Here is a 23,137-nt window from a genome sequence, read left to right as displayed (position 1 = left end):
TCAGTGCTCCAGACCCTCCTCACGGCTCGGTGGCCCCACTTGGAATTCATCACGCGTGTGTGGTGCCACCTATATTTTAGCTCTTTGCCACACATTGTGGAAGTAGGTCTTGGCTATCTCTATTATGAAACGCTCGTTAGAGTATACGCCGGAGATCTCCCCGCCGTATTTTACATATATGAGGACGGAGTTGCCAATGGCACCCCCGCCGAACATCTCTGGCAGAGTCCTTATCTCGACTCTCGGCGGTAGCTGGAACCTGTCTCTCAGCTTTTCCGTGGTCAGCACCATTATCTTGATGCGTTTCGACTCCTCTGCCATGATGGCGAGTAGGCGGTAGGTAACTAGCTCCGGGAAGGGGACCGCTAGGTAGGCCTCCCCGTCTGATACCGATAGTATTTCGCTTATCAAATCAGTAATTCTCTCCGCCCCGCGGATGAGGGTTAGGAAGGTCGGCGCCGCCGTCGCGTGTTTGCTCTCGTATATTAGCTGGAGGCTGTCGAAGAGAGGCTTCAGCGATTTGAGAATTTCCGAGGCGCGGTTTACAAGGTTTTTGTAAACCTCCGCAGGCGGCGTTGCTCTGTACTTTAGCGGCCTGCGTCCGCCTACTGGCGCAATAAGGCCCATTTTATGCAACTTTTCTAGGTGTGTGTAGATCTTTGTGTAGGGGATGCCTAACCTCTCGGCTAGCTCACGCGCCGAAAGCTCGCCGCTCTCCACCAAAACGGTGTATATATCCACCTCTCTCTTACTGAGACCCACGAGATTCAGTAGGTTCTCCACGGCGCCTCTACGTTCTTAATTTTTTAACGTTTTTCTCGGAATTTTGTTAAAAAACTTAAATATCAGTGCGCAATGGGCGGCATGAGCAAGCAGGTGCTGGAGGTGGCGGAGGCGCCAAGGAGGCTGGTAGACCTCTCTAGGTATAACCTGGCCGAGAGGTACAAGACTACACTTCTTAATGAGAAGTGGCAGACGGCGTTGAAAAGGCAGTTCGGGCTTCACGAAGATACGAGAGTTGTGAAGGCTACGCTCTCGCTGTGTCCTGTCTGCAACGCGAGGATACCAGCCGTGGTTTATGAGGAAAACGGGGCTATATGGCTGAAGAAGAGGTGCCCCGAGCACGGGGTATTTGAGGATCTCTACTGGGGCGACGCCGAGATGTATTACTACTTCCTCCAGTGGGACAGGCCTGAGTACATCGCTAAGGGGCTTGCCAACCCGTACACAGACTTGGAGTTTTACAAGGACATGGGGGCGTGCCCGGTGGGGTGCGGCCTGTGTCCCGTGCATAAATCAAACACGGTGCTGGCGATTATTGACGTAACTAATAGATGCAACATGGCCTGCCCGGTGTGTTTCGCAAATGCGGGAGCTGCCGGCTACGTCTACGAGCCGACGCTGGAGCAGATAGAGTACATGTTGAGGACACTTAGGGCGCAGAAGCCGTGGCCGCCAAATGCCGTACAGATATCTGGCGGAGAGCCGACGCTGAGAGACGACCTGCCTGAAATAGTGAGGATGGCTAAGAGGCTTGGCTTCACCCACATTGAGATAAACACCAACGGAATTAGGCTGGCGAACGACATAGAGTACTACAAGGCGTTGCTAGATGCAGGCATCTCATCACTATACCTCCAGTTTGATACTATTAACGAGCAGAATGAGGGAGTTTGGAGACACAGGCTGTACCACCCCAAGGCCTATAGGCTAATTAGGGAGAGAGTTGTTGAAAACGCGAGGAAGCTGGGCCACCGCTCAATTGTCCTCGTCGTGACGCTGGCCCGGAACTACAACGACAAGGACCTAGGCTCCATAATCGATTTCGCCATCCAGCACAGAGACGTGGTTAGGTGGGTTAATATCCAGCCTGTTAGCTTCTCAGGCCGCGCGAGGCTTTACTCAAAAGAGGAGCTGAGGAAGTACCGCATCACAATCCCAGACACAATTATCGAAATTGAGAAGCAGACTGGAGGGGTGATCAGCAGGTGGGATTGGAGGCCGACTAACTGGCCGGTGGCGGTGGCGAAGATGGTGGAGGCTTTGACCGACTCGCCGAAGCCGCTCTTCTCCATGAACCCCATGTGCGGCGCGGCCACCTTTATCTATTACGACGAGGATGAGAAGAGGATATACCCCATCACTAAACTAGTGGACGTAGACGCCTTTGAGAGGGGGGCGTGGGATGTGTACTACACAGCTGTGAAGGGAGGTGTGTATAGGCATGCGGCTAAGGTTAAGGCGCTGAAGCTGTTGAAGGCTGTTAAACACAAGAGGGTGAAGGACCTTATATACGACTTCCTTGTTAAGAAGGACTACGACTCGCTGGGCCGCTTCTTTTTCAACGTGGTCGGCATCGGCATAATGCACTTCATGGACACCATGAACTACGACGTGGAGAGAGTCCAGCGTTGCGATATCCACTACGCAACGCCAGATGGCCGCGTGTTCCCCTTCTGCACATACAACGTGGTAGGCCACCGTGAGAAAGTAGAGAGCTCGTTCAAGGTGGATCCCAAGACATGGGTAAAGGTCACCGGCCTGTCGCTCACTGGGTGGAGCAAGCAGAAGTTCGCAGAATTTAACAAGCAAGCTTAGGGCCCTCCCCCGTTTTTCCTGCGGAATTTTCTAAACATTATAACGCTAACCACTGTTATCAGCGCCATTGCATATGGCGTAAAGGCGCCTTCTAAACCCACCCCTCTCGCAGACAGACTCTTGGACCTAGGGCTGAGGACAATACTCACGTTTTTCACGGCTATGGGTAGTTCCACGAAGTAGTGTAGTTCAATTCTACTGCTGTTAACGGCGGCGTAGTATATCTCCAGCGCCCTCTTCTGCATCTCCAGCTGTCTGATCTGTGCCTCGATAGTCTGGGTGTAGTTATCTACTATGGACTTAACCCCGCCCAGGCGGGGAAGCGCCCTTACCTGATCCGCCCTCACCTTCTCTAGCGAAGTGGCGGCCTCCCTCAGCCTCCTACCGACGGCCCGTAGCGTCTTGCTGGCGTTGTACAGCGGGTTTGCAAGACGCGTCACCTCGTCGCCGGTCTTGTTGAGATTCGCCGAAATCTGGTAGAGGTTTCTCGAGGCGTTAAGCAAAACCCTGGGCATATCTCTCCTCAGTACTGTGGCGTTGCCTCTTGTAGACGCCGCTGTGCTGTTTAGAAGGGGGGCCAGCTCGCCAAGGCTTTTACTCGTTGTCTCCAGCGTCTGCGCGGCCGAGTCGACGGCGCTTATGGCGGCCTCCACCGCGGAAATCAACGAGTCAATCGTGTCGCGTAGTGAGCGTAGCTGGCTGGCGGCTGCGTCTAGGAGCGAAACGGCGCCGTCAATCGCCTCTCTGGCTAGGGTAGCTGTTGCGTTTATGCCCGCCACCTTGCCCCTAGCCTCCTCTACGCTTCTCAGCGCATTATCTACCGAGTAGCGGGCTTTGTACAAGCTGTCTCTAGCTACGGCGAGCTGTCTCCGTATGTCGCCGAGACTCCTCGCCGCATCCCCAGCGGCGCGGCTGTATGACGTAAGAGCCGCCGACTGGGTCTCTAGGAGATTGGCGGCTGTTATCAAAGCGGTGTATTGGTAATCTACGAGAAGGAGGCTCTGGTTAATCGTCAAGGCAACACCTCTCGCGGCGTCGCCAAGTGCCAGTAACTGCCGGCGGAGCGCCTCAATAGCATACGTAGAGGCGTTCAGCGCCGTGGCGCCTTCATCCATGGCAATGCCTGTGGCGTTTAGTATCTGGACGAGCTGGGTTAGGTTCTGGACGCCTTGGTAAACAACGTCGGTAAAGGTTGACACGGCGTTTGACAAGTTGCTTAGCTGAGCTGCGGCGAGCCTGTAGCCCCTAACCTGGCCCTCCAAGGCGTTAACTGTCCTGTTTATATCAAGAGCGGCGGTGGCCAACACCGTGGGCATCCGCACGGCCCCGAAGCTGCCAAACTCCCTGACCTTAAATGTCAACGTGAACTCAGTGTAGTTCTTTACTAAAAGAGTCCAGTAGTAGACAGTAGCGCCGGATACCTGGGATATTGTAGAAGGAGGCTCTTCGTAGAGCACAGCCACCTTGTCGTCGACGGCGACCGAGACAACGACAGGCGTGGATATGGGGAGAATTTGCCACATTCTTAAAGTCAGTTTCACAGCGACGCCCCCCTTGGCGTAAAGCACACCGCTACTTAACGACCCGTTGACGTACTCTAGCTCTGTCTCTAATCTGAGGAAAGGTGGAAACACGTTACGAACACCAACCTCTCTCACAACGGCGGAGTAGGGCGGCAACAAAACTCCTGACTTATTGACGGCAACAGGCGAGTTGTTTATCATCACCTCTTGCAACTTTGCGGAGGATTCGACGGTGCCGTCTGGCTTCACTATGTATGTCACCACCACCGTGGGGCCGGCGGACGCCGACAGCGCCGCTAGCAGAACGAGGAGGGGGGCCCAGCTCTTCATAGACCTATGAGCTCGTCTATGAGTCTTAGCTTTTCGTATATCTCCGCCGCGCGTCCCATGTCGAGTTTAAACTCCCTCCTAGGGGGCTCCGCGGCTTCATAAGCCTTGCCGCCTCGCATGTAGACAATCCTCGTCGCCACGCGAGCGACGTCTGGGTCATGCGTCGCAATGAACACAGTGGCTTTGAAGATCTTGTTTACCGCTGTGATTAGGGCAAGGACCCCAGCTGCGTTTTCGAGGTCGATGTTTGAAGTGGGCTCGTCTAGCACAATCAGCGGCGGGTTCGCGGCGAGGGCCCTGGCGATTGCGGCTCTCTGTTGCATGCCCCCAGACATCTGGTGTGGGTAGAGCCCGGCGGCTTTTTCCAAGCCGACGAATTCCAGAAGAGCCCTGGCTCTTAGAAGCGCAAGCTCCTTCTTAATTCCCAGCGCTATCAGCGGCAGAGCTACGTTCTGCTCGGCTGTTAGGTACGGGATGAGGTTGTAGGACTGGAAGAGGTAGCCTATATTCCTCAGTCTAAACCTCTCCAGCTTGCCCTCCGGCAGTCTAGTCACATCTACGCCCATTATGTAGACCTCGCCGCTGGTAGGCCTGTCAAGCGCGGCCACTATGTTAAGGAGCGTCGTCTTGCCAGAGCCCGAGGGCCCCATCAGTACTACGCTCTCCCCAGCCGAGATAGAAAGCGACACGTTGTCGAGGGCCACCGTCCTCGCCACGCCGTTGCCATATATCTTCGTGACGTTGCGGAGCTCTACCGCCATAGTTGCATGATCTCCAGAGGCCTCAGCTTAGCCACTCTGTATATCGGCGACACGGCCCCCACCAACGCCACTGACGCCGAGGTGCCCAAGCCCAGGAGGAGGTAATACGGCTTGAAGACTATCTCGACGTTGAAGTTTATGCCCATGTTTAGAAGCACCTGCTTCACCGCGTTCGCCCCGAAGTAGCCAGCCGCCACGCCCCCTACGCCGGCGGCGACGGCGATGGCCAGCACCTCAACCATCACCGATATTGTTATGTCGCGTGAGGAGAGGCCAATAGCCTTCAGCAGGCCGAATTCCCTAAGCCTCTCCCGAACCGTTATAGACATCACAGCAAAAGTGGTCACCGCCGCGGCGGCCAACCCGGCGCCCCCAATCGCCGAGAACACAACATTCAGCGCGTTGAAGACCTGAGTCACCGTCTCCAGGAGGCTTTCCTGCGTGTACACTTGGGCGTCTCTAAAAGTCCCCTTAAGCGCCGCCTCCAACGGCTTTACCTGTGTCTTGTCCTTGACTGTAATCAAGACGGCATTAACGAAGGGCCCTGCGCCGATGTTCTCCTGCAACCAGCTGAGAGATACGACCACCAGGTTCAGTCTAAAAGCACCCACAAAGCCCCTCATGAAGCTACGCATCACCCCCACCACCTTCACCTGGAGCGCCCTCTCGCCGCCGAGCGCCCCGGAGTATATCTTAATGGTTATGGTGTCCCCCGGCCTTACCCCCAGCGACTCCTCCACCACCGCCTCCCCTCCTGCCTCGGGCAGGCGGCCCTCTTTGAGATCTATGGCGAAGTAGTCCACATGTCTCAGAGGTATTCCCACTATCGACACCACCTTACCCCCGTATACCCCGGAGGTGAGGATTATCCCATTTACAGACTCCACAGAGGGGACTCTCTTTATGGCCTCCAGCACGCCCTGCGGTATGTTTATCGATTCTGAATACATCAGTATGTCCGCGGGGTAGACTTTGTAGAGCATGTTCTCGACGTAGCTCCTAGTGGCGTCGCTCACCGCGTACAAGGCAACGAGTAGGGCGACTCCTACGCCGATTGCCACGCCGGTGAGCAAGTAGCGTAGAAGCCGGGCGCGGAAGTCGCCAACGGCGATCATTAGGATGTGCTCCACGCGTGACCCGCCGCTCTGGTATATAAAGTCTTCACGACAAGCCGCTTGACTAAACTATTTATACCAAGGCGGGCGGCCCCACGTGAGGAGGCTCGTGGCGGCCACCGTCGCCGCGTTGACACTTTACATATATCTCGCATTTATGTCGGCACAAGTATTCAACGTACTTGTGTACGACGAGTCGCAACTCATGCCACGGGACATAGAGCCGAAGTTGGTGGAGTCGATAGTTAAAAACACATCGAGCTACGGAGGGGCTAGGCTAATACCAGTGGTGATATCAGGCCCAGGTCTTGAGGACAAGGCGAGGAGCTTGGCGGCACTCTACCCAAACACCACGTCGGCGTGGAGCATCCTCGACGAGGCTCTGCGCTTATATAATGAGAAGGTGGCCGAGGCGGTTAACAACGCCACGTCTAGGTTCCGGGAGGGGGCCCTGGAGATCTCCAACACCACCGCGAAGATATGTGGAGATTTGGCAAGGTTAGTAGAGGGGTATAGAGAGGCTAGGGAGAAGGCCAGGCTTTTAATACTGGGCACCTACGGCGCGGCGGCGCTGGGCAGGGCTGTGGATAACAAGACGCAACAATTCCTAGAACACTTCCGGCGCTACGTAGAGAAATACGACGTTGACGCCGCCATTAGGCTGGCGGCAGACGAGGTATATGGAAACGTGTCGCGGTATTTGGCAAACGTGACGTGGAGAAACTGGGCTAGCCAAGCCGCCATAGACTCCGTGACGGAGGCCCTCTTATCCACCCGCCTCAACAGAAGCGCCATAGAGCTCGCCCGCGTTGTCGACGCAGTGGGCGTGAGGCAGTACGTCTACCTCCAGCTACTAAACACGACACCTCCAGCCGTGCGCCCATACCTGCCGTATCTCGTATGCGGCGGGGATGTGGACAGGGCCGTGGAGATGTTTAGAGAAGATCTCATACGCAACATCACAAGGTCGTTGCCGCCCCCCACCATCAGCTCGCTACCCCCAGCGGCGACCCTCATCTACCGCGATAGATACGCACTAGCCCTCATCAAGACCTCGGGAGACTCGCCGGAGGTGCCTCCCCAGCTGGGCGTGCCAGTCTCTACTTCTTTGTTGCTGAAGAGCTTTACCCGCGTGGTGACCGAGGACGTGTCTAAGATAGATAGATCTACCGCGGCGGCTCTCTTCACGGTGTTGCTCATGGTAATGGGGACGTTGCTGACGCCCGTAATCATCGTGGCTACGGTGGGCTTGACATACCTAGCAACGCTCGGCTTCATATACCAAATACATGAGATACAGAAGACGTACTACCTAACTGTCTACATGGCCGCGCCGGTGATCTTCGCCATCGGAGTGGACTACATGCTTCTCATGGCGAGTAGATACGCAGAGGAGCGCGCCGAGGGCAGAGACAAGACGGAGGCCCTGGCCGTCGTTAGGAGATACGCAAACAGAGCCATCGCGGCCAGCGCTGCCGTGGTGGCCACCTCGCTGGGCTCCTTCGCCATATCCCGCCTCCCCTTTATGCAGTCCATAGGCATCGGCTACCTCATAACCACCGCCTTCGTGGTGCTTACGGTATTCCTCGTGTTCCCCGCCATACTCGCCGCACTTGGCGACTTCATATTCTGGCCTAAGAAGACGGTGGCACTCCACAAGGGGCGATCCAGGCTAATGGAGAGAGCCGTGGCCACAGCGCTGAGGAGACCCCTTCTAGTTGCGGCGATCTCCGCGTTGGCCACGCTGGCTTCCTTTGCATATCTGGTAACTACCCTCAAGGTGACGACCAATCCCGTGGTGGCGATGCCGGAGACTCAGTACAAGCAAGCCCTCGAAATCGCCGTGAGATACTTCCCCAACGCCACAGCCCTCTCCACCACCTACCTAGCGATGAAGAGCCCCCCGCCGCCGGGGCTACTAGACGCCGTGGCCCACCTACCACATTTCGTAAACTACACAGTAGAACAGAGCGGCGGCTGGTATGTGGTATCAATTAAACTCTCGGTGGAAGACACATCAGACGAACTCCTCAAAATCTACCATGAACTCGACAAGCTACGCCAGGTATACGGCCCCTTCCTAATAGGCGGCGCCGCCGCGTGGAAAAATGTAATATTCAGCGAGATATATGTAAAGTTCTGGAATTTACAGATATATGTAATCATAGGTGCAGTCTTCGTTATACTCTCTCTCCTACTGAGGAGCTTTTTAATACCGCTGAGGCTCATAGCCACTGTGCTCATGTCCATATCCTGGAGCCTAGCCGCCGAGGTATTCCTATTCCAGGAGGCGCTCGGCGAGCCCACCTACTGGCTCGTTCCTGTCGTCCTGTTCTCCTTCCTCATGGCCGTGGGCACCGACTACGACATCTTTATCATAACTCGTATTAGAGAGGAGCTTGAAGGCGGGCTCGACGAGAGGGAGGCGGTGAGGCGCGCCATAGTCACCACAGGCCCTGTAATCACCGGAGCCGCCATGATCTTGGCAGTGGCCTTCTCCACCCTAGCACTCTCCCAGATTTTAGTACTTAGGGAGGTAGGCTTCACCATAGCCCTCGCCGCGCTCATAGACGCCTTCTTAATTAGACCCCTCGTAGTCCCCGCGCTGATTGTGCTAGCCGGAAAATACAACTGGTGGTGGATCACCGGCTACAACATCAAGCCGCCCGCCCAAACCAAGACCGCACCCTTGTGACACACGTCGTTTAAATAACTTAACAGATCCAGCATAGGTCCTAACACCACGAGCCCTTGTATATTTTTTTCTGTTAGGTTTTTGTCGAATTGCTACGCGTTTTATGGCTAGTGGGAGGTGTTTTTAAGCTCGGTGGTTTATCGTGCACGTGGTAGGCGTATATGAAATTTTGAAGAGGCTGGGCGAGGCCGATCTGGACGATCTGGTGGAGGCCGCGTATAGAGAGGGCATTCCTCTGCCTGTGGCCACGAGGGCGTTGATGAGGTTGATAGAGCGCGGCGAGGTGGAGGTGATATGCGGCGTGACTCTTCGATACAAGCCGAGATGAATTTCATAACTAGCTTCTGGGGCTTGGTTGTAGAGCGGATTAACTTCTGGGATGTCTGGCGTGAAATTGTAGATGCCCATGTGGTGGATGAGGTGGCTTGGGTTGTCGAGAAGATACAGAGCGCCGGGTACGAAGTCCCTCTTGGAGCCGTGGCCCGTGCCTTATCCCACAGGTCTGGTCTTGACCACAGATTTCTGGCGGCGAGGTTTATGGATCTCGTGAATAGGCGTATGAAACCCGCGCCTTGTGTACATGAGTTCTTCTCCGCCCTCGCCAGCAGGGGGAGGGTCGCCGTTTTGTCCAACACCCCCTGTAGGTGTTTTATAGATAGTTTCCTGAAGGAGAGAAATCTACATGTAGACTTAGTTCTAACCTCGGACATGTTGCTTAGGAGAAAGCCGTCGAGATCTGTGTTTAAATTCGCCTTGTCAAAGTTAGGGGCTGAGCCGCACAGCGCAGTCTACATTGGCGACAGCGTAGAGGACCTGGGGGCTCTGGGCCTTGGCATTTTGACGGTTATAGTCGGCGCAGAAGGCGGCCATTTGAACTTCCCAGACCTCTGTAGCGCGGCGAGGTGGCTGTCGACAGGTCTGGAAAGATTATAAATACACAACTAGATGAGGCGGTGATTACGTGTCCACGTTGCGGCTTGCCGGAGTGGGAGGCTCTGCCGCCGCCACATACGTACCGCCACAAGGGTCCTGAAAATACGATAATGATCGCTAGGTGTAGAAACTGTGGGATTGTGTTCTACATATTCCGCACCTCGCTGGAGACCTTCACACTGGAGATGGAAAAGGCGGAGCGGAAGCACGGCGCCATACCCCACATCGACTTGAAGAAGTAGCGTGAGCCTCTGCCAGCGTTGCGGCAAGAGGCCTGCCCAGTACCTCCGCGTGGTTAGCGGCGAGAGGCTATGCCTCCGTTGCCTATTCACCTCGCTGGAGAAAAAAGTCCTTGAGACGATTAGGAGAGAGAAGATGATTATACCCGGGGACTACGTCGCGGTGGCGGTCTCCGGGGGCAAGGACAGCCTCGTCCTTCTCCACATCTTAGGCAGACTGAGGGAGAGGGGGTTGCTGAAAGAGGTGAAGATGGAGGCTTTTACAATAAACGAGGGGCATCCCTACAGCTGTTTCTACCGCATGTCGAGGAAGGACTACGTGAAAGAGGTGGCGTCTAAATTCGGCGTTGAGTACAACGTTTACCACTTTAAGGATATCTTTGGCGTAACCGCCATGGAGCTCTCCGAGAGGCTCGCGAAGGCGGGGCACGAGGTCCACATGTGCACTATCGACGGCGTGTTAAGGCGCCGCGCCATGAACATCATTGGGAAGAGGAGGGGCTGGACTAAGATAGCCACAGCCCACAACCTAGACGACGAGGCCCAGACGGCGCTTATGAATGTTTTGATGGGCAACCTCTCGCGGTTTCGGTGGTACGGCCACTATGAAGACGCCGAGGAGAAGGACTTGATACCCCGGATAAAGCCGCTGAAGTACGTGAGAGAGGAGGAGGTGGCTCTCTACGCCTACTACCACGGCGTGCCCCTCATGGAGCTGGAATGCCCCTATGTCGTGGCGAACCCACGCTACCAGCTCAAATTCACACTGGCGGAAATGGAGAGGGAGATGCCGACGGTGAAGTACAGCCTAGTTTCCTTTGGCGAAAAGCTAGCTAAGTTTCTACAAGCCCAACCCCCCCAGCCCATGAGGAGGTGCAGGTACTGCAACTCGGTGACGTCCAGAGAGGTATGCCGTGTATGTGAGTTATTTGAAAAAGCAGGTCTCCTAGATACATACCTCGGTAGGGCAGGAGGGGGGCAGACGGCCTAAGCCTCCAGCGTCAGGCAGATCCCCTCGTCACTCAGCTTAGCCTGCGCCCCCAGCTCTTTGACAAACACCTCGACGTACCTCCTGGCCATTGGCTGCGCTAGGCTACAAAGCCTAGCCGAGAGCCTCCCCTCCCTCACCTCGGTATTCTCCACCGTGTAGAGACCTCTGAGTTGCGCAATGTATATAGCCTCGTCTAGGACGAGTGGGTCGACAGACGCCACCAATTCCTTAACGGTCTTCGCGTCTCTCCTCGCCAGCTCCTCCGCCAGCTTGGCGGGTTCCTGCAACAGCGGTATCAAGTCCCGTTCTATAGATATGCTAGACTTCCCGTTTATAACGTGTATTATCCACCTGGGGACGAAAATCGACGTCGTGGACACCCTATACCTCACTTTTTTCACAAAGGCAAACATCTGGAGGCTCTTGACAATGTCCTTGATCTGATCATCAGAGACAAGGGTAAGGTCAACTATGAAGTGCAGATTCTGGCGGCCTGCGTCTATGGCTATGTTGATAATATTCACATCGTGTTCTGCGAAAATATTGGAGAGCGTGGCTAATATACCCGGCTGGTCAAAATTTAGCTCGACGAGGAATTCCCCAAGCCTAGATCCAGTGCCGTCTGCAATTAGGTAAATCTCACGGTTAAGCATTGAGGCACAACACCCGGATTATTTAAATCTTTACCCTCACATAAAAATCCAAAGGATTACAAGCCCGGCGATCGCCATATACATATCTCAAATACATAAAAACCTCGTCATGTCACCCTCCGTGGCGCATAGACTCCCGCCTCGCTGGGACTTGAAATGGGAAATTGAACTCCTAAACACCTGGGAGGCAGAGGGGAGGTTCAAGACGAGGATCAGCGGGACGCGCCCGGTGTTCGTAATCGACACCCCACCGCCGTATCTGTCCAGCAACAGGCCTCACATAGGCCAGACGGCGTCGTACGCCCACTTCGACATGATTGCGAGGTTTTTGAGAATGCGGGGGTTCGACGTGGTCTTTCCCTTCTATCTCGACAGAAACGGCCTCCCAATAGAGGTACAGGTGGAGAAGAAGTACGGCATAGTGGCTCACGAGGTGCCCAGGGAGAAGTTTATCAAGATGTGTAAAGAGGAGTTGGACAGCTACGAGGGGGAGTTCGTCTCCTCCCTCAGGCGCTGGGGCATATCCTTCGACTACTGGCCCCAAGGCACAGACAGCCCCGAATACAGACAGATGACGCAGAGGACCTTTATAGAGATCTGGAAGAAGGGGCTCGTATACGAGGCTGAGCGGCCCACGCCGTGGTGTCCCCGTTGCCGCACGGCCCTGGCGGAGCCGGAGATAGAATACAAGGAGGAGGAGACCTACCTCAACTATATTAAATTCAAAGTGCAGGAAACCGGCGAGGACATTATAATAGCCACCACGAGGCCCGAGTTGCTACCCGCCACGGTGGCCGTAATCTTCCACCCAGGCGACGACAGGTACAAAAGGCTAGAGGGGATGCACGCCGTGGTGCCGCCCGAGGGGCAGGTGGTGCCCATCCTCCCCCACAAAGCCGCCACTCCAAATTTCGGCACTGGGCTCGTGATGATTTCCACGTTCGGCGACACGAGGGACTTGATGATTGTCAACGAGCTCAAGCTCCCCATTAAGATAGTGGTGGACGAAGGCGGGCGGATCAGCGCTGGGAGATACGCCGGGCTTTCTATAAGAGAGGCCCGCGCCAAGATAATCGAGGATTTGAAGAGGGAGGGCCTCCTAGTGAAGCAGGAGAAGCTGGTGCACAACGTGCCTGTGTGCTGGAGGTGTAAAACCCCCCTGGAGATAATTGTCACCAGGGAGCTCTTCATAAAACAGATAGAGTTCAAGGAGAAGCTAATCGAACTCGCCAATAAGATGGAGTTCAAGCCGCCTGAGTACCGCCAAGTCCTCATAGAGTGGATAAAGTCGCTGGAGCTGGACTGGCCTGTGTCGAGAAGGCGCTACTACGCCACGGAGATCCCGCTGTGGTGGTGCGTAAAGCCCAGCGGCGAGAGGACGCCGGTCTTGCCGAAGGGAGACCGCTACTACGTGCCTTGGAGAGACGAGCCGCCCCCCGAGGTAAAGGAGGCGTGTAAAGACGGGAAGCTGGAAGGTGACACAAGAGTATTCGACACCTGGTTCGACTCGTCGATTTCTTGGATGTACGCCTCCGGCGTCACCAAGGAGCACAACGTATTCCCAAAGGTCTACCCCCACTCTATTATGAGGCCTCAGGGATACGACATCATAAGGACGTGGCTCTACTACTCACTCCTAAGAGCCTACCTCCTCTATGGCGACGTGCCCTTCCGCTATGTTAGGATAAACGGCATGGGCCTCGACGAGAAGGGGGAGGCGATGCACAAGTCAAAAGGCAACGTTATCGACTTGCTGGCCCCCGTGGAGAAATACGGCGCAGACCCCGTGCGCTTCTGGGCCGCCGCCGCCGGGAGGCTCGGCTCAGACTACAGGTACAACGAAAACATAATAAGAGAGGGCAAGGAGTTCCTGACAAAGGTCTGGAATATCTCCCGCTTCGTCCTCTCATTCCCAGAACCCCAGCACAAGCCTCAGCTAATGCCAGTGGACACGGCCATACTAGCCAGGCTATACGAGGTTGCTAAGAGAGTCATATCGGCCTACAGCGACTTCGACGTATACGAGCCGGCGCACGCCCTTTACAACTTCATATGGCACGACTTCGCGGATCACTACATCGAGCTAGTTAAATCCAGAGCCTACAACAGAGAGGGAGTATACACAGATGAGGAGCAGAAAGCCGCCATCTGGACCCTCTACACGGTGTGGAGATACAGCCTCAAGTTGCTTGCGCCAATCATGCCCTTCGTGACGGACAAAATCTGGCGCGAGGCCTACGGCAAGTCAATACACGACGAGACGATAGAAGACCCCCCAGAGGAGTGGAGAGGAGGCGACGCCGCTCTATTCGATCTCGTCAAGAAAATAAACAGCGCCGTGTGGCGCTACAAGAATAGAAACGGTATGAGCCTTGCCGATCCGCTAAACGCCGTGCTGTACGTACCCGAGGCGGCCATGGCGGCGGCCAAAGACCTCAAATACATGCACAAAGCCACAGACGTGAGGCCGGGCCGCGGCACCCAGCAGATAGACGAAGAGGGAATAGTGTGGCTAGGCTAGCTAATCCGTAGTCTAACTTCCTGCGTGAGTACAACTAGAAATTCGGCATATTGACAGAATACTAACAAGAGGCGCCCTCGACGCGCTGATGTGCCCCAAGCCGATCTTTAGGGCAGTGGGGCTATGTAACAGATCTATGTAACTAGACGAGCCCCCTCACGCCCTTTGGTACCTCTCTGACAGAGGGGGCGCCCTCTCCCCCGAGCACTATTTCGAGTATCCTCATGGCGTTTTTCCTTGACAACATTTTGTTGTTGTTGCCACAGTACGGGCTGTAGACACATTTGGGGCATCCGTCTACGCAGTCACATCCCTTAACTATTTTATACGCCACCTCGGCGACCCTCCTGAAGTTTTCTATGAGGAGTTTGGTGGTGCCGTTGCCGCCTACGTGGGAGTCGTAAATCACCACGACACCGTCTGGATAGCTGATGCCGCCCAGGTCCGTCTTGGCGGCTCCAAGCGCTATCTCTGTTGCAGATATCAAGACGTGCTCGGCGGCGTGGTAGCCCTTAGCCCGGGCCTCCCAATCTAGGGCATCGTTAGCGCTGAAGCGGACGTGCGGCATGTAGAACACGGCGCCTCTAGTCTCGAACTCATAGGTGAGGGGGTCAATGCTGTATTCGCCCAGGGTCTCCTCTGTGGTGAAGCGCTTGAGGGCGTAGCCGTAGACCGTCATCTTTATCCTAAGCCGCCCGTACTGGTACGGAACCCCCTCCACAACGCCCTCACGCAAGACCTCCACTATCTCGGGCTCCATGTCCTCCAGCGCCTGGGTCATTAAGTCTTCGGCGTCTATCGGCTCGACGACGGCTACGCGTCTCTCCAAATCAAGCGACCTCGATACGTACGTCCTCCCGCCGTGCATGTAGATAGCCTCTGGGTGTAGCTCGTACAGCGCCAGGGGTAGCTCCCTCTCCCCCAGCACCCTCCCGTCCCCCGTCTTAATCTTGACCACGTGGGGGGACCCCCGGAGGCTGAGCATGGAGAGGCGCTCTCTGCCGCGGGGTGTAATTCTGTAGAAGCGGCCTACCCGCGTCAGAGCGCCCTCCGCCTCCAGCCTCTCCGCCAGGCGGCGCTCGAAGGAGGTGAGATCTCTCTCCCTCAGGGGGGCATCAGCCGCGGCTGCTAGCACGTGTAGAGTGGCCACGTCTTCATTCTCCTTCTCGAAGCCCAGAGGCTCCGGGGATCTAGAGAAGAATTCGTGGGGGTAGTTCCGGTAGTACTGGGAGATGGGGTCGTTTCCCAGAATCTGCACAACGTAGCCTGTCTGGCCGCGTCGGCCGACTCTGCCTATGCGCTGTAGGTACCTGCTGTACGAGGGCGGGATTGAGGCAAGCACGGCGGCGTCGATATCGCCTATATCTATTCCGAGCTCCAAGGTGGGGGTGGATATGACGACGTCTACCTCGCCTCTTTTAAAGGCCTCTTCCACCGCCTTACGCTCCTCGGGGTCTAGGCCAGCGCGGTGTACAGCTACTCTATCTCCCCAGCCGCTTATTTTCAGCGCGCGGTATATAATCTCGCTGTAGCGGTGGCTGTCGGTGAACACCAGACACTTCATGCCCTGCTCTATACATAACGCCGCCAGCCGCGCCGCCTCAGCCCACTTAGATCTAAAACGGGGCCTCGCCAGCACCTGCACAAGCCTCCCGCGCCTCCCCAAAGGCCCCCACACCACGTTCACCCTGTCGCTGTCGAAAAGAGCCTGGGCGAACTCGGCGGGGTTCCCCACGGTGGCGCTTGTCGCTATAAACACCGGCTTCACGAACCTCCTCACCCTACGGAGGAGGTAGTACATGTGCGAGCCGAAAACCCCTGTGTATACGTGGAAGTCGTCGAGAACGACGTAGCGGACTCTCCTCAGCATCTCTCTAAACCTCGCCACGTGCATCAAGGCCTGGCTCACCATGTCGGGGTTGCTTATGACGACGTGGGGAGGCATCTCGTAGAGAAGGCGCCTCTCCCTCGGGGGCGTGTCTCCGTCGTACACCATAACCCTCACCCCCAGCCTATCTCCGTACCTCCTCAGCCTCGCCAGCTGATCCCTGGCCAGGGCTTTGGTGGGGTAAAGCACAAGGGCGACGGGTCCGCCCAACGCCTCCATGGAGGCTTCGAGAATTGGGATTAGGAAGGCCTCTGTCTTCCCCATGCCAGTGCCGGCCACCACGACTGTGTCCCTCCCCGATCTAATGCTCTGCACCGCGTCGTATTGATACCTGTATAGGCTGGAGATGCCGAGAGAAGAAAACACGTCTGCCACCTCCCTCCTCGCCACGTCCCCGACGCGGCAACACACCTCGGGGGTCTCAGCGTCGTCTGTTTTTATATACACCACCTCCCTGCCAGGATCCCCGAGCAACGCCTCTAGAAAACCCACGCCTCTACCTGCGGATGGCGTATAAAAACAGGACGGCGACGTCCAGCGCCATGACCAGGGGAATTACGTGCAGTGCCGAGTAGCCCATGGACTCAACCAGCGCACCCCCGGCGATGGGGCCTATTATTGACCCCAGATCCCAGCCCATGGTGTATATCGAGCTCGACAGCCCCGCCCTCTTGCTACCGGAGAGGGCGAGTATCTGGTACGTCACCACCACCGCGCCCTGCCCAAGGCCGTACACGGCTCCGGAGATTGCAAAAGCCAGGGGATCCTCAGCATAGGTGGCCAGCCACATCCCCACCAGGGTCACCGCCGTGGCCACAGCCGCGGTCACTGGATTCACTAGCCCCGCCTTCATTAAGAAAGCCCGGGGGAGAAGACTTACTAGCGCTGCAACAGAGGTGAAGAGCCCCCAGTAGGTGAGAGGCAGACCGTGATCTCTAAGCTTAACTGGTATAAAGGTGGAAATGCTCATGTAAGCCGTAGCGTAGAGAGTAAGGAGAGCCATGAAGAGAAACACACGGCTCTCCACTCTGAGGCCCGGCTCCCGAGAGCCCCCGCCCGCGGCTCCGCCTGTCCCCCTAACCAAGACCCAGTTGGCCGCATGTATCGCCAGGGCGGTTGTGAAGGACAGCTTGGCGCCCCCCACGTCGTATATTGCGGAGCCCGCTAAGGGGCCCAGAACTTTGCCGACGCCGACAGCCAGCGAGCGGGCTGCGATGGCCCTCGCCCCCTCTACCGCCGACAGCGCTATAGACATGGGGAGGAACGTGGCGATGGCTAGCCCGTGGAACACCCTCCCCACCTGCACCCACCCCGGGCTTCCCAATAGGTACATGAGTTGCGCCGCCACCGCCAGGGTGACTCCGATGCTCATGAGCCTTGTGTAGCCTACCCTTTCGCCTAGAAACCCGCTGAGGGGGCGGGCCACTATCGACACGAAAAACGCCGTCGACACAACCGCGCCTATCACCGACTCGCTCTGCACCCCCAAGTCGCGGAGATACGGCGGGATTGCTACAATAGCCACTTCATTAGCAGTGAAAAAGAGAAGCGTAGCGAGGTTTATAGACTTCAAAGCTTGTACTTCGTAACCTCTCTAAGGAATTTCTTCCTCTCCTCCCTGTCGCTCTCGGCTTCTACGCCGAGCGGCGAGTGGCCGTCCACGACGCCTACAACGCCCCGCCTCTCGGGCTCCACCTCGGCGACAATAATCTTTAGGGGGTTCGCCGTGGCCGCGTAAATCCTGACAACCTCCTGCACGTTTTTAACGGCGTTCAGAACGTTAATCGGCCAAGCGTTTCGTATGTATACAACAAATACGTGTCCCGCCGCTATTTTCCTACATACATCAATAGCTAGGCTTCTCAACTCTTCGTCGTTGCCTTCGTGTCTAATAAGCCGCTTCCCAGACGCTTCGCAAAACGCGATGCCGAATTTAATCCCGGGAACGGATGTGACGAGAGCCTCGTATAGATCCTCGACGGTCTTAATGAAGTGCGCATGTCCCACAATTACGTTAGTGCCCTGGGGTATGGGGACTTCAATTACATCGAACTTAATCGACATACTCCTACTTAAACCACGCGTTTTTATCTATAAACCCCGTAGCGCCACGCCGATGCCAGCCCACTGCGCTGTTGTGAGAAAGAGAGGCAGGTAGACACAACACACCTAGACACATCACCTCGCCGCTACCGTGGCTCCCCTGCCTTACTAAGTAGTCTATTTAAATAGGGAATTAGATTTTTATACCAAAACGAAGGATAAAGTTGATGGAGTCAACACAGGTGGTGCAGGTCTTGAGGGACAGGGGGTACAGGGTGACTCCTCAGAGAATTGAAGTTATAAATATTGTACTTGAGAAGCTGGCGAAGAGGGAGCACCCCACGTTTAACGACATCCTGAATGAGGTTAAGCAGAAGATGCCCTCCATAAGCGCGAGTACAGTGTACTCCATACTTAGGCTCCTCGAAGACTCGGGACTTGTGGTGTCTTTTGAACACAACGGCAGGACGTACTACGACAGCGTGTCGCCGCATATAAACGTGGTATGTGTAAATTCCGACAAGGTTATTGACATAGTAGACGACAGCATTGTTAATCTACTGAGGGAGAGGGGGGTCCAGCCCTTGGCGATTACTGTCAAGGCCCTCTGCGCCGGGCAATAAATCAGCTGTGGATTCAACTATCACGGCTCATCGGCGCGGTTTACTTCATCACCGCCTCTGACCTTCGCCACACGCTTTAAATCAATTGATATATAGATCTACTTATATGGCCTCGATGTACGATTTCCTCGTGGTAGGGGCGGGGATCGTCGGCATGGCCACCGCCTACCACCTACAGCGCCTCTCCCCTAGCTCCAAAATCCTCGTAGTGGATCAATACGCCGGGGCGGGCATGGGCGACACGGCGAAGTCCGCCGCGGCCTTTAGAACAGCCTTTACGTCATGGATCAACCGCGTGCTTGCGAAGACCAGCGTGGACTTCTACCGAAAGGTTCAAGAGAGTGGCGTGGATCTGGGCATGAGGTTTGTGGGCTATTTATTCATGGTTCCCGAGGACAGCGTAGGGTTGATGCAGAGAGTTGCCGGCGAGTTGAGAGAAATGGGCGTAGCTGTGGAGATATACAAGGAACTCAGCGCGCCGGTGAGGTTTAGAGTGTCGGGCGACGAGGAGGCGAGGGAAATGGAGTTGCCAGACATCGCCTTTGGGCTGTTAGTAAAGGAGGCGGGGATTATGGATCCAGAGAAGCTGGTGAGGTTCTACTACGAGGAGTACGTGAAAGGCGGGGGCGAGGTTCTGTTCAACACGAAGGTGGAGACTGTGCTCTTCTCGCCTAGGAAGCCCCTCGGCATACCCGGAGAGCCCTTCACGTGGCAGGCGGTGAGGGCCTCCGGCGTCGAGACGTCGGCGGGGGTGATTGAGGCAAGGAACGTGATAATAGCTACCGGGGCGTGGACCGAGAGGTTGATGGACGCCATGGGGTTCGGCCTCCCTCTGAAGCCGAGGAAGAGACAAGTCTTCGTGGTTAGGGCAGACGGCGAGATGGGTAGATTGCTCCATATGGGGCTGGCGGATAGGGACTACGGCCCCATGATCATTCTACCAAAAGGCGTCTACCTCAGGCCGGAGCCTAGCGAGGGTACCTTCTGGATCGGCGTGGCTGACAGGAGGCCCTTCCGGTTTGAGGAGACGCCGGAGGCCGAGGAGCCTCTGTGGCGCTTCGGCATATACCCAGTGTTGACGAAGTACGTCCCCGCGGCGGAGGGGAGATCGCCTCAAAACGCGTGGGCGGGGCACTACGACGAGAATGTCGTCGACTACCAGCCGGTGGTGGATAGACTCGCCGAGGGGCTCTACGTCGCCGCCGGGACAAGCGGCTCGGGGATAATGAAGGCAGACGCCATAGGCAGAATTGCGGCGCACCTCGCGCTTGGACATGAGCGGGCCGAGCTCTACGGCGGCACGGTGGTGGACAGCAACGTCCTGAGACACAATAGGTGTTTCGAGGAAGAGCGCCTGGTGATATAGAGCATTGGAGATGTTGGGTGGTGGGATAGAAAAGGAGCTCTTGAAGTGGCTTGAACTGGCGCGTAGGAGTGGGAAGAGGGGCTGGGTCCTTGTTAGAGACGGGAAGATTCTAGGCGTGTTTAAAGATCGTAAAGATGCGATAGTAGCCGCAAAGGAGCCGGGCATATATCTTTTGGCATTTGTTGATTAGATTTATCGCGGTAAGCTAATACTCAACATTTTATATCGACTAAACCTGTATGTGGTATGAAGCTACATGAGTATGAGGCTAAGGAATTGTTTTCAAAATACGGGGTTAGAATCCCGCCGGGCAGGGTTGCGACAACGCCTGAGGAAGTCCGTAGAATCGCCAGCGAGCTGGGACTGCCTGTTGTTCTCAAGGCGCAGGTCGTGGTGGCGGGGAGGGGCAAAGCCGGCGGTATAAAGACGGCGAACACGCCGGAGGAGGCGTACGAGCTTTCACAGAAGATGTTTGGTATGAATATCAAGGGGCTTACTGTGAAGAAAATCTACGTCACGAAATACGTCGAGGTGAGTAGGGAGATGTATCTATCACTGATTATTGACAGAGCTACGCGTAGATATCTGTTTCTTGCGTCGCCAATAGGCGGCGTGGATATTGAAGAGATTGCCAAAACCGCCCCTGAAAAGATTAAGCGGGTCTACGTGGATCCCTTTGTGGGGCTGAGGGACTACCACGTAAGAGCTATAGTGTCTTGGCTCGGCTTCCAGCAGGGCACCCCCCAGTGGCAACAAGCGGCGTCTATCGTAAATGCCATGTATAGAATAATGGTGGACTACGACGCCGAGCTGGTAGAGAGCAACCCGCTGGCGCTTACAAAAGACGGCGACGTCATACCCCTCGACGCCAGGGTGATAGTCGACGACAATTCGCTGTATAGACACCCAGATTTAGAAAAAGCCCTGGAGGAGGATCCCCGAGACGTGACGGAGTTCGAGGCGTATGCGAAGAAAATCGGCTTCCACTACGTCGAGCTCGACGGAGATATAGGCATAATTGGGAACGGGGCCGGACTTACGATGTCCACCATGGACCTGGTGTACCACTTCGGCGGGAGACCGGCGAACTTCCTAGATATCGGCAGCGGGGCTAGCAGAGAGGTGGTGAGGGAGGCTGTCAAGGTGCTCCTCAACCACCCCAGGGTCAAGGTGATTTTTATAAATATCTTCGGCGGCATAACTAGGGCGGATGAGGTGGCCTGGGGAGTGAGGGACGTCCTCGCCCAGGCCGGCGGGGCCGGCAAGAAGATCGTTGTGAGGATGAAAGGCACCAACGAGGAGCTGGGCAGGGCCATACTTGCCGAGGTTGGAATTCCGCTCTTTGAAAACGCGGAGGAGGCCGCTAAAAAAGCCGTCGAGCTGGCGGGGGCATGACGGTGCTTGTGGGTCCCAACACTAGAGTAGTTGTCCAGGGCGCCACCGGGCGCGAGGGCTCTTTCCACCTCCAGCGGATGCTAGAATACGGCACAAAGGTGGTGGCCGGCGTCACGCCGGGTAAGGGAGGCTCCACTGTCCACGGCGTGCCGGTCTACGACACTGTGGAGGAGGCTGTGCGTAAACACGGAGCAAACGCCTCAGTCATCTTCGTACCTGCAAAATTCGCGGTCGATGCTCTGATGGAGGCTGTCGATGCTGGTGTCGAGCTCGCGGTGGTGATAACAGAGCACATACCTATGCACGACACGTTGCGTGCTGTGAATTACGCCAGGGCGAGGGGGGTGACCGTAATTGGGCCCAACTGTCCCGGGATAGTGGCGCCCCCCGTGCGGACAAAGATAGGCATAATGCCAAACAGCATATACCAAACCCCCGGCAAAATCGCCGCGGTGAGCAGATCGGGCACGTTGACCTACGAAATATCGTACCAGCTGGTGAGGGCAGGTTTTGGCATCAACATAGCGATAGGCGTGGGCGGCGATCCAATAGTAGGGCTCGACTTAATGGAGGCCACTCTCAAGGTGGCGGCCGACCCAGAGGTGGAGGGGATAGTTGTCATCGGCGAAGTAGGCGGCGATGCAGAGGAGAGGCTGGCGAAGCTATACGCAGAAGGCGCGATAAACAAGCCCATGGTGGCGTACGTAGCCGGCCGCACCGCCCCGCCAGGTAAGCGCATGGGACATGCAGGGGCCATCGTCATGTTGGGCTCCGGAGACGCCAAGAGCAAAATCGAGGCGTTTAGATCAGCCGGCGTGCCAGTTGCCGAGACGCCATTTGAAGTGCCTCAGTTACTAGCGAAGCTACTAAAGAAGTAGTGCGGTGCCAAATCTGCGGATACGAAGAAGCCGAGCGCAGATGTCCAAGATGCGGCCGCTGGGCGTGTCGCCATGACTGGGCCGGCGAGCACTGCGCCGCGTGTGAGGCGACGCTTTGCAGAATCTGCCGCCGAAACTTTTCAATAGCTACTTGCATAGTCTGCGGCAGAGCGGTTTGCGAAAAGTGTAGCGTCCGCAGGGGGCTCGGCAGGGTATGTATTAACTGCCTAGGGACTTCAAACTAGCGGCGCTATATATATAAATTAAGTTTATATAGGGATTTTAACGAATATGGCAGTATGAATATCGAACAGCTCGTCTCCTCCCGTACACAGTTTATGACTGCGAGCGAGATTAGGGAGCTCTTGAGGTGGGCCACGGCTGACGTCATATCTTTTGGAGGGGGGATGCCTGACCCCTCCACCTTCCCTGTTGAGGATATTGCCAAAATCGTCGCCTACGTTCTCGAGGCGTATCCGCACAGAGCGTTGCAGTACGGCCCCACCGAGGGCGTCCTTGAGCTACGCCAGGAGATTGCCAAGTTCAGCGAGTCTTTCAGGGGGATCAAGACCAGGCCTGAGAACA

Annotated in this window: 21 protein-coding genes and 1 pseudogene; 14 read left to right on the top strand and 8 right to left on the bottom strand. The window is 56.1% G+C overall.

Annotated elements, in window-relative coordinates:
• Positions 1–69: 69 nt before the first annotated feature.
• Positions 70–783: a TrmB family transcriptional regulator gene (locus ACP5J3_RS00690; protein ID WP_428493877.1), complete on the bottom strand. Its 714-nt coding sequence runs from the start codon at positions 781–783 to the stop codon at positions 70–72.
• Between the two features lie 81 nt (positions 784–864).
• Here ACP5J3_RS00690 and tes point away from each other — a divergent pair, with 81 nt between their 5' ends.
• Positions 865–2,598, top strand: coding sequence for a tetraether lipid synthase Tes (gene tes, locus ACP5J3_RS00685; RefSeq protein ID WP_428493876.1), 1,734 nt, complete (start codon positions 865–867; stop codon positions 2,596–2,598).
• Here tes and ACP5J3_RS00680 read toward each other — a convergent pair.
• Genes ACP5J3_RS00680 through ACP5J3_RS00670 form a run of 3 tightly spaced genes read right to left on the bottom strand, consistent with a single transcriptional unit; the run spans position 2,595 to position 6,342 of the window.
• On the bottom strand, positions 2,595–4,451 hold the full coding sequence (locus ACP5J3_RS00680; protein WP_428493875.1) for a hypothetical protein: 1,857 nt from the start codon (positions 4,449–4,451) through the stop codon (positions 2,595–2,597). The two genes, tes and ACP5J3_RS00680, sit on opposite strands and share 4 nt — an antisense overlap.
• On the bottom strand, positions 4,448–5,212 hold the full coding sequence (locus tag ACP5J3_RS00675; protein WP_263242945.1) for an ABC transporter ATP-binding protein: 765 nt from the start codon (positions 5,210–5,212) through the stop codon (positions 4,448–4,450). The genes ACP5J3_RS00680 and ACP5J3_RS00675 overlap by 4 nt, the downstream gene beginning before the upstream one ends.
• Positions 5,203–6,342 (bottom strand): ABC transporter permease, encoded by a 1,140-nt coding sequence (locus ACP5J3_RS00670; protein ID WP_428493874.1) that lies wholly within the window; start codon positions 6,340–6,342, stop codon positions 5,203–5,205. Before ACP5J3_RS00670 ends, ACP5J3_RS00675 begins: the two co-directional genes overlap by 10 nt.
• Before the next feature lie 82 nt (positions 6,343–6,424).
• On the opposite strand from ACP5J3_RS00670, the gene ACP5J3_RS00665 reads away from it, so the two are divergent.
• From ACP5J3_RS00665 to ACP5J3_RS00645, 5 genes are all read left to right on the top strand, one after another.
• Complete coding sequence (locus tag ACP5J3_RS00665) at positions 6,425–9,022, top strand: MMPL family transporter (RefSeq protein ID WP_428493873.1); 2,598 nt, start codon at positions 6,425–6,427, stop codon at positions 9,020–9,022.
• A 148-nt stretch (positions 9,023–9,170) separates the two neighbouring features.
• A complete protein-coding gene (locus tag ACP5J3_RS00660; RefSeq protein WP_428493872.1) occupies positions 9,171–9,350 on the top strand; it encodes a hypothetical protein in 180 nt (59 codons plus the stop codon).
• Positions 9,317–9,955, top strand: coding sequence for an HAD family hydrolase (locus ACP5J3_RS00655; protein ID WP_428493871.1), 639 nt, complete (start codon positions 9,317–9,319; stop codon positions 9,953–9,955). The genes ACP5J3_RS00660 and ACP5J3_RS00655 overlap by 34 nt, the downstream gene beginning before the upstream one ends.
• 20 nt (positions 9,956–9,975) lie before the next feature.
• Positions 9,976–10,197 (top strand): hypothetical protein, encoded by a 222-nt coding sequence (locus tag ACP5J3_RS00650; protein ID WP_014287835.1) that lies wholly within the window; start codon positions 9,976–9,978, stop codon positions 10,195–10,197.
• A gap of 1 nt (position 10,198) precedes the next feature.
• A complete protein-coding gene (locus ACP5J3_RS00645; protein ID WP_014287836.1) occupies positions 10,199–11,185 on the top strand; it encodes a TIGR00269 family protein in 987 nt (328 codons plus the stop codon).
• Here ACP5J3_RS00645 and ACP5J3_RS00640 read toward each other — a convergent pair.
• On the bottom strand, positions 11,182–11,838 hold the full coding sequence (locus tag ACP5J3_RS00640) for an ACT domain-containing protein (RefSeq protein WP_428493870.1): 657 nt from the start codon (positions 11,836–11,838) through the stop codon (positions 11,182–11,184). The genes ACP5J3_RS00645 and ACP5J3_RS00640 overlap by 4 nt on opposite strands.
• A gap of 121 nt (positions 11,839–11,959) precedes the next feature.
• Between ACP5J3_RS00640 and ACP5J3_RS00635 the strand changes: the two genes are divergently transcribed.
• Positions 11,960–14,359, top strand: a complete 2,400-nt coding sequence (locus ACP5J3_RS00635; RefSeq protein ID WP_428493869.1) for a valine--tRNA ligase — start codon at positions 11,960–11,962, stop codon at positions 14,357–14,359.
• 142 nt (positions 14,360–14,501) lie between these two features.
• On the opposite strand, the gene ACP5J3_RS00630 is transcribed toward ACP5J3_RS00635, so the two are convergent.
• Genes ACP5J3_RS00630 through ACP5J3_RS00620 form a run of 3 tightly spaced genes read right to left on the bottom strand, consistent with a single transcriptional unit; the run spans position 14,502 to position 18,311 of the window.
• A complete protein-coding gene (locus ACP5J3_RS00630) occupies positions 14,502–16,739 on the bottom strand; it encodes a DEAD/DEAH box helicase (RefSeq protein WP_428493868.1) in 2,238 nt (745 codons plus the stop codon).
• A 4-nt stretch (positions 16,740–16,743) separates the two neighbouring features.
• Positions 16,744–17,820: an MFS transporter gene (locus ACP5J3_RS00625; RefSeq protein WP_428493867.1), complete on the bottom strand. Its 1,077-nt coding sequence runs from the start codon at positions 17,818–17,820 to the stop codon at positions 16,744–16,746.
• Positions 17,817–18,311 carry an adenosine-specific kinase gene (locus ACP5J3_RS00620; protein WP_428493866.1) on the bottom strand — a complete coding sequence of 165 codons (495 nt, stop codon included), beginning with the start codon at positions 18,309–18,311 and terminating at the stop codon, positions 17,817–17,819. Before ACP5J3_RS00620 ends, ACP5J3_RS00625 begins: the two co-directional genes overlap by 4 nt.
• Before the next feature lie 206 nt (positions 18,312–18,517).
• Between ACP5J3_RS00620 and ACP5J3_RS00615 the strand changes: the two genes are divergently transcribed.
• The 7 genes and pseudogenes from ACP5J3_RS00615 to ACP5J3_RS00585 all read left to right on the top strand — a co-directional run.
• Entirely contained in the window at positions 18,518–18,913 is a 396-nt protein-coding gene (locus ACP5J3_RS00615; RefSeq protein WP_428493865.1) for a Fur family transcriptional regulator, read from the top strand.
• 115 nt (positions 18,914–19,028) lie between these two features.
• Positions 19,029–20,279, top strand: coding sequence for an NAD(P)/FAD-dependent oxidoreductase (locus ACP5J3_RS00610; RefSeq protein WP_428493864.1), 1,251 nt, complete (start codon positions 19,029–19,031; stop codon positions 20,277–20,279).
• Between the two features lie 10 nt (positions 20,280–20,289).
• The gene (locus tag ACP5J3_RS00605) at positions 20,290–20,469 is read left to right on the top strand and encodes a hypothetical protein (RefSeq protein ID WP_428493898.1); all 180 of its coding nucleotides are present in this window, start codon (positions 20,290–20,292) and stop codon (positions 20,467–20,469) included.
• 56 nt (positions 20,470–20,525) lie between these two features.
• On the top strand, positions 20,526–21,674 hold the full coding sequence (gene sucC, locus ACP5J3_RS00600; protein WP_428493862.1) for an ADP-forming succinate--CoA ligase subunit beta: 1,149 nt from the start codon (positions 20,526–20,528) through the stop codon (positions 21,672–21,674).
• A complete protein-coding gene (gene sucD / locus ACP5J3_RS00595; RefSeq protein WP_428493861.1) occupies positions 21,671–22,552 on the top strand; it encodes a succinate--CoA ligase subunit alpha in 882 nt (293 codons plus the stop codon). Before sucC ends, sucD begins: the two co-directional genes overlap by 4 nt.
• Positions 22,552–22,797, top strand: coding sequence for a hypothetical protein (locus tag ACP5J3_RS00590; protein WP_428493859.1), 246 nt, complete (start codon positions 22,552–22,554; stop codon positions 22,795–22,797). Before sucD ends, ACP5J3_RS00590 begins: the two co-directional genes overlap by 1 nt.
• 54 nt (positions 22,798–22,851) lie before the next feature.
• Positions 22,852–23,137, top strand: a pseudogene (locus tag ACP5J3_RS00585) (aminotransferase); the annotation flags it as partial.

It is taken from the genome of Pyrobaculum sp. (assembly GCF_049971835.1).
Classification (GTDB): Archaea; Thermoproteota; Thermoprotei; order Thermoproteales; family Thermoproteaceae; genus Pyrobaculum.
This window is presented reverse-complemented; position numbering and strand designations above follow the sequence as displayed.

Coding starts and splice junctions, on each gene's coding strand:
- ACP5J3_RS00680 (WP_428493875.1), bottom strand. CDS start 4,451: ATGAAGAGCTGGGCCCCCCTCCTCGTTCTGCTAGCGGCGCTGTCGGCG.
- sucC (WP_428493862.1), top strand. CDS start 20,526: ATGAAGCTACATGAGTATGAGGCTAAGGAATTGTTTTCAAAATACGGG.
- ACP5J3_RS00640 (WP_428493870.1), bottom strand. CDS start 11,838: ATGCTTAACCGTGAGATTTACCTAATTGCAGACGGCACTGGATCTAGG.
- tes (WP_428493876.1), top strand. CDS start 865: ATGAGCAAGCAGGTGCTGGAGGTGGCGGAGGCGCCAAGGAGGCTGGTA.
- ACP5J3_RS00615 (WP_428493865.1), top strand. CDS start 18,518: ATGGAGTCAACACAGGTGGTGCAGGTCTTGAGGGACAGGGGGTACAGG.
- ACP5J3_RS00605 (WP_428493898.1), top strand. CDS start 20,290: ATGTTGGGTGGTGGGATAGAAAAGGAGCTCTTGAAGTGGCTTGAACTG.
- sucD (WP_428493861.1), top strand. CDS start 21,671: ATGACGGTGCTTGTGGGTCCCAACACTAGAGTAGTTGTCCAGGGCGCC.
- ACP5J3_RS00655 (WP_428493871.1), top strand. CDS start 9,317: ATGCGGCGTGACTCTTCGATACAAGCCGAGATGAATTTCATAACTAGC.
- ACP5J3_RS00620 (WP_428493866.1), bottom strand. CDS start 18,311: ATGTCGATTAAGTTCGATGTAATTGAAGTCCCCATACCCCAGGGCACT.
- ACP5J3_RS00610 (WP_428493864.1), top strand. CDS start 19,029: ATGTACGATTTCCTCGTGGTAGGGGCGGGGATCGTCGGCATGGCCACC.
- ACP5J3_RS00675 (WP_263242945.1), bottom strand. CDS start 5,212: ATGGCGGTAGAGCTCCGCAACGTCACGAAGATATATGGCAACGGCGTG.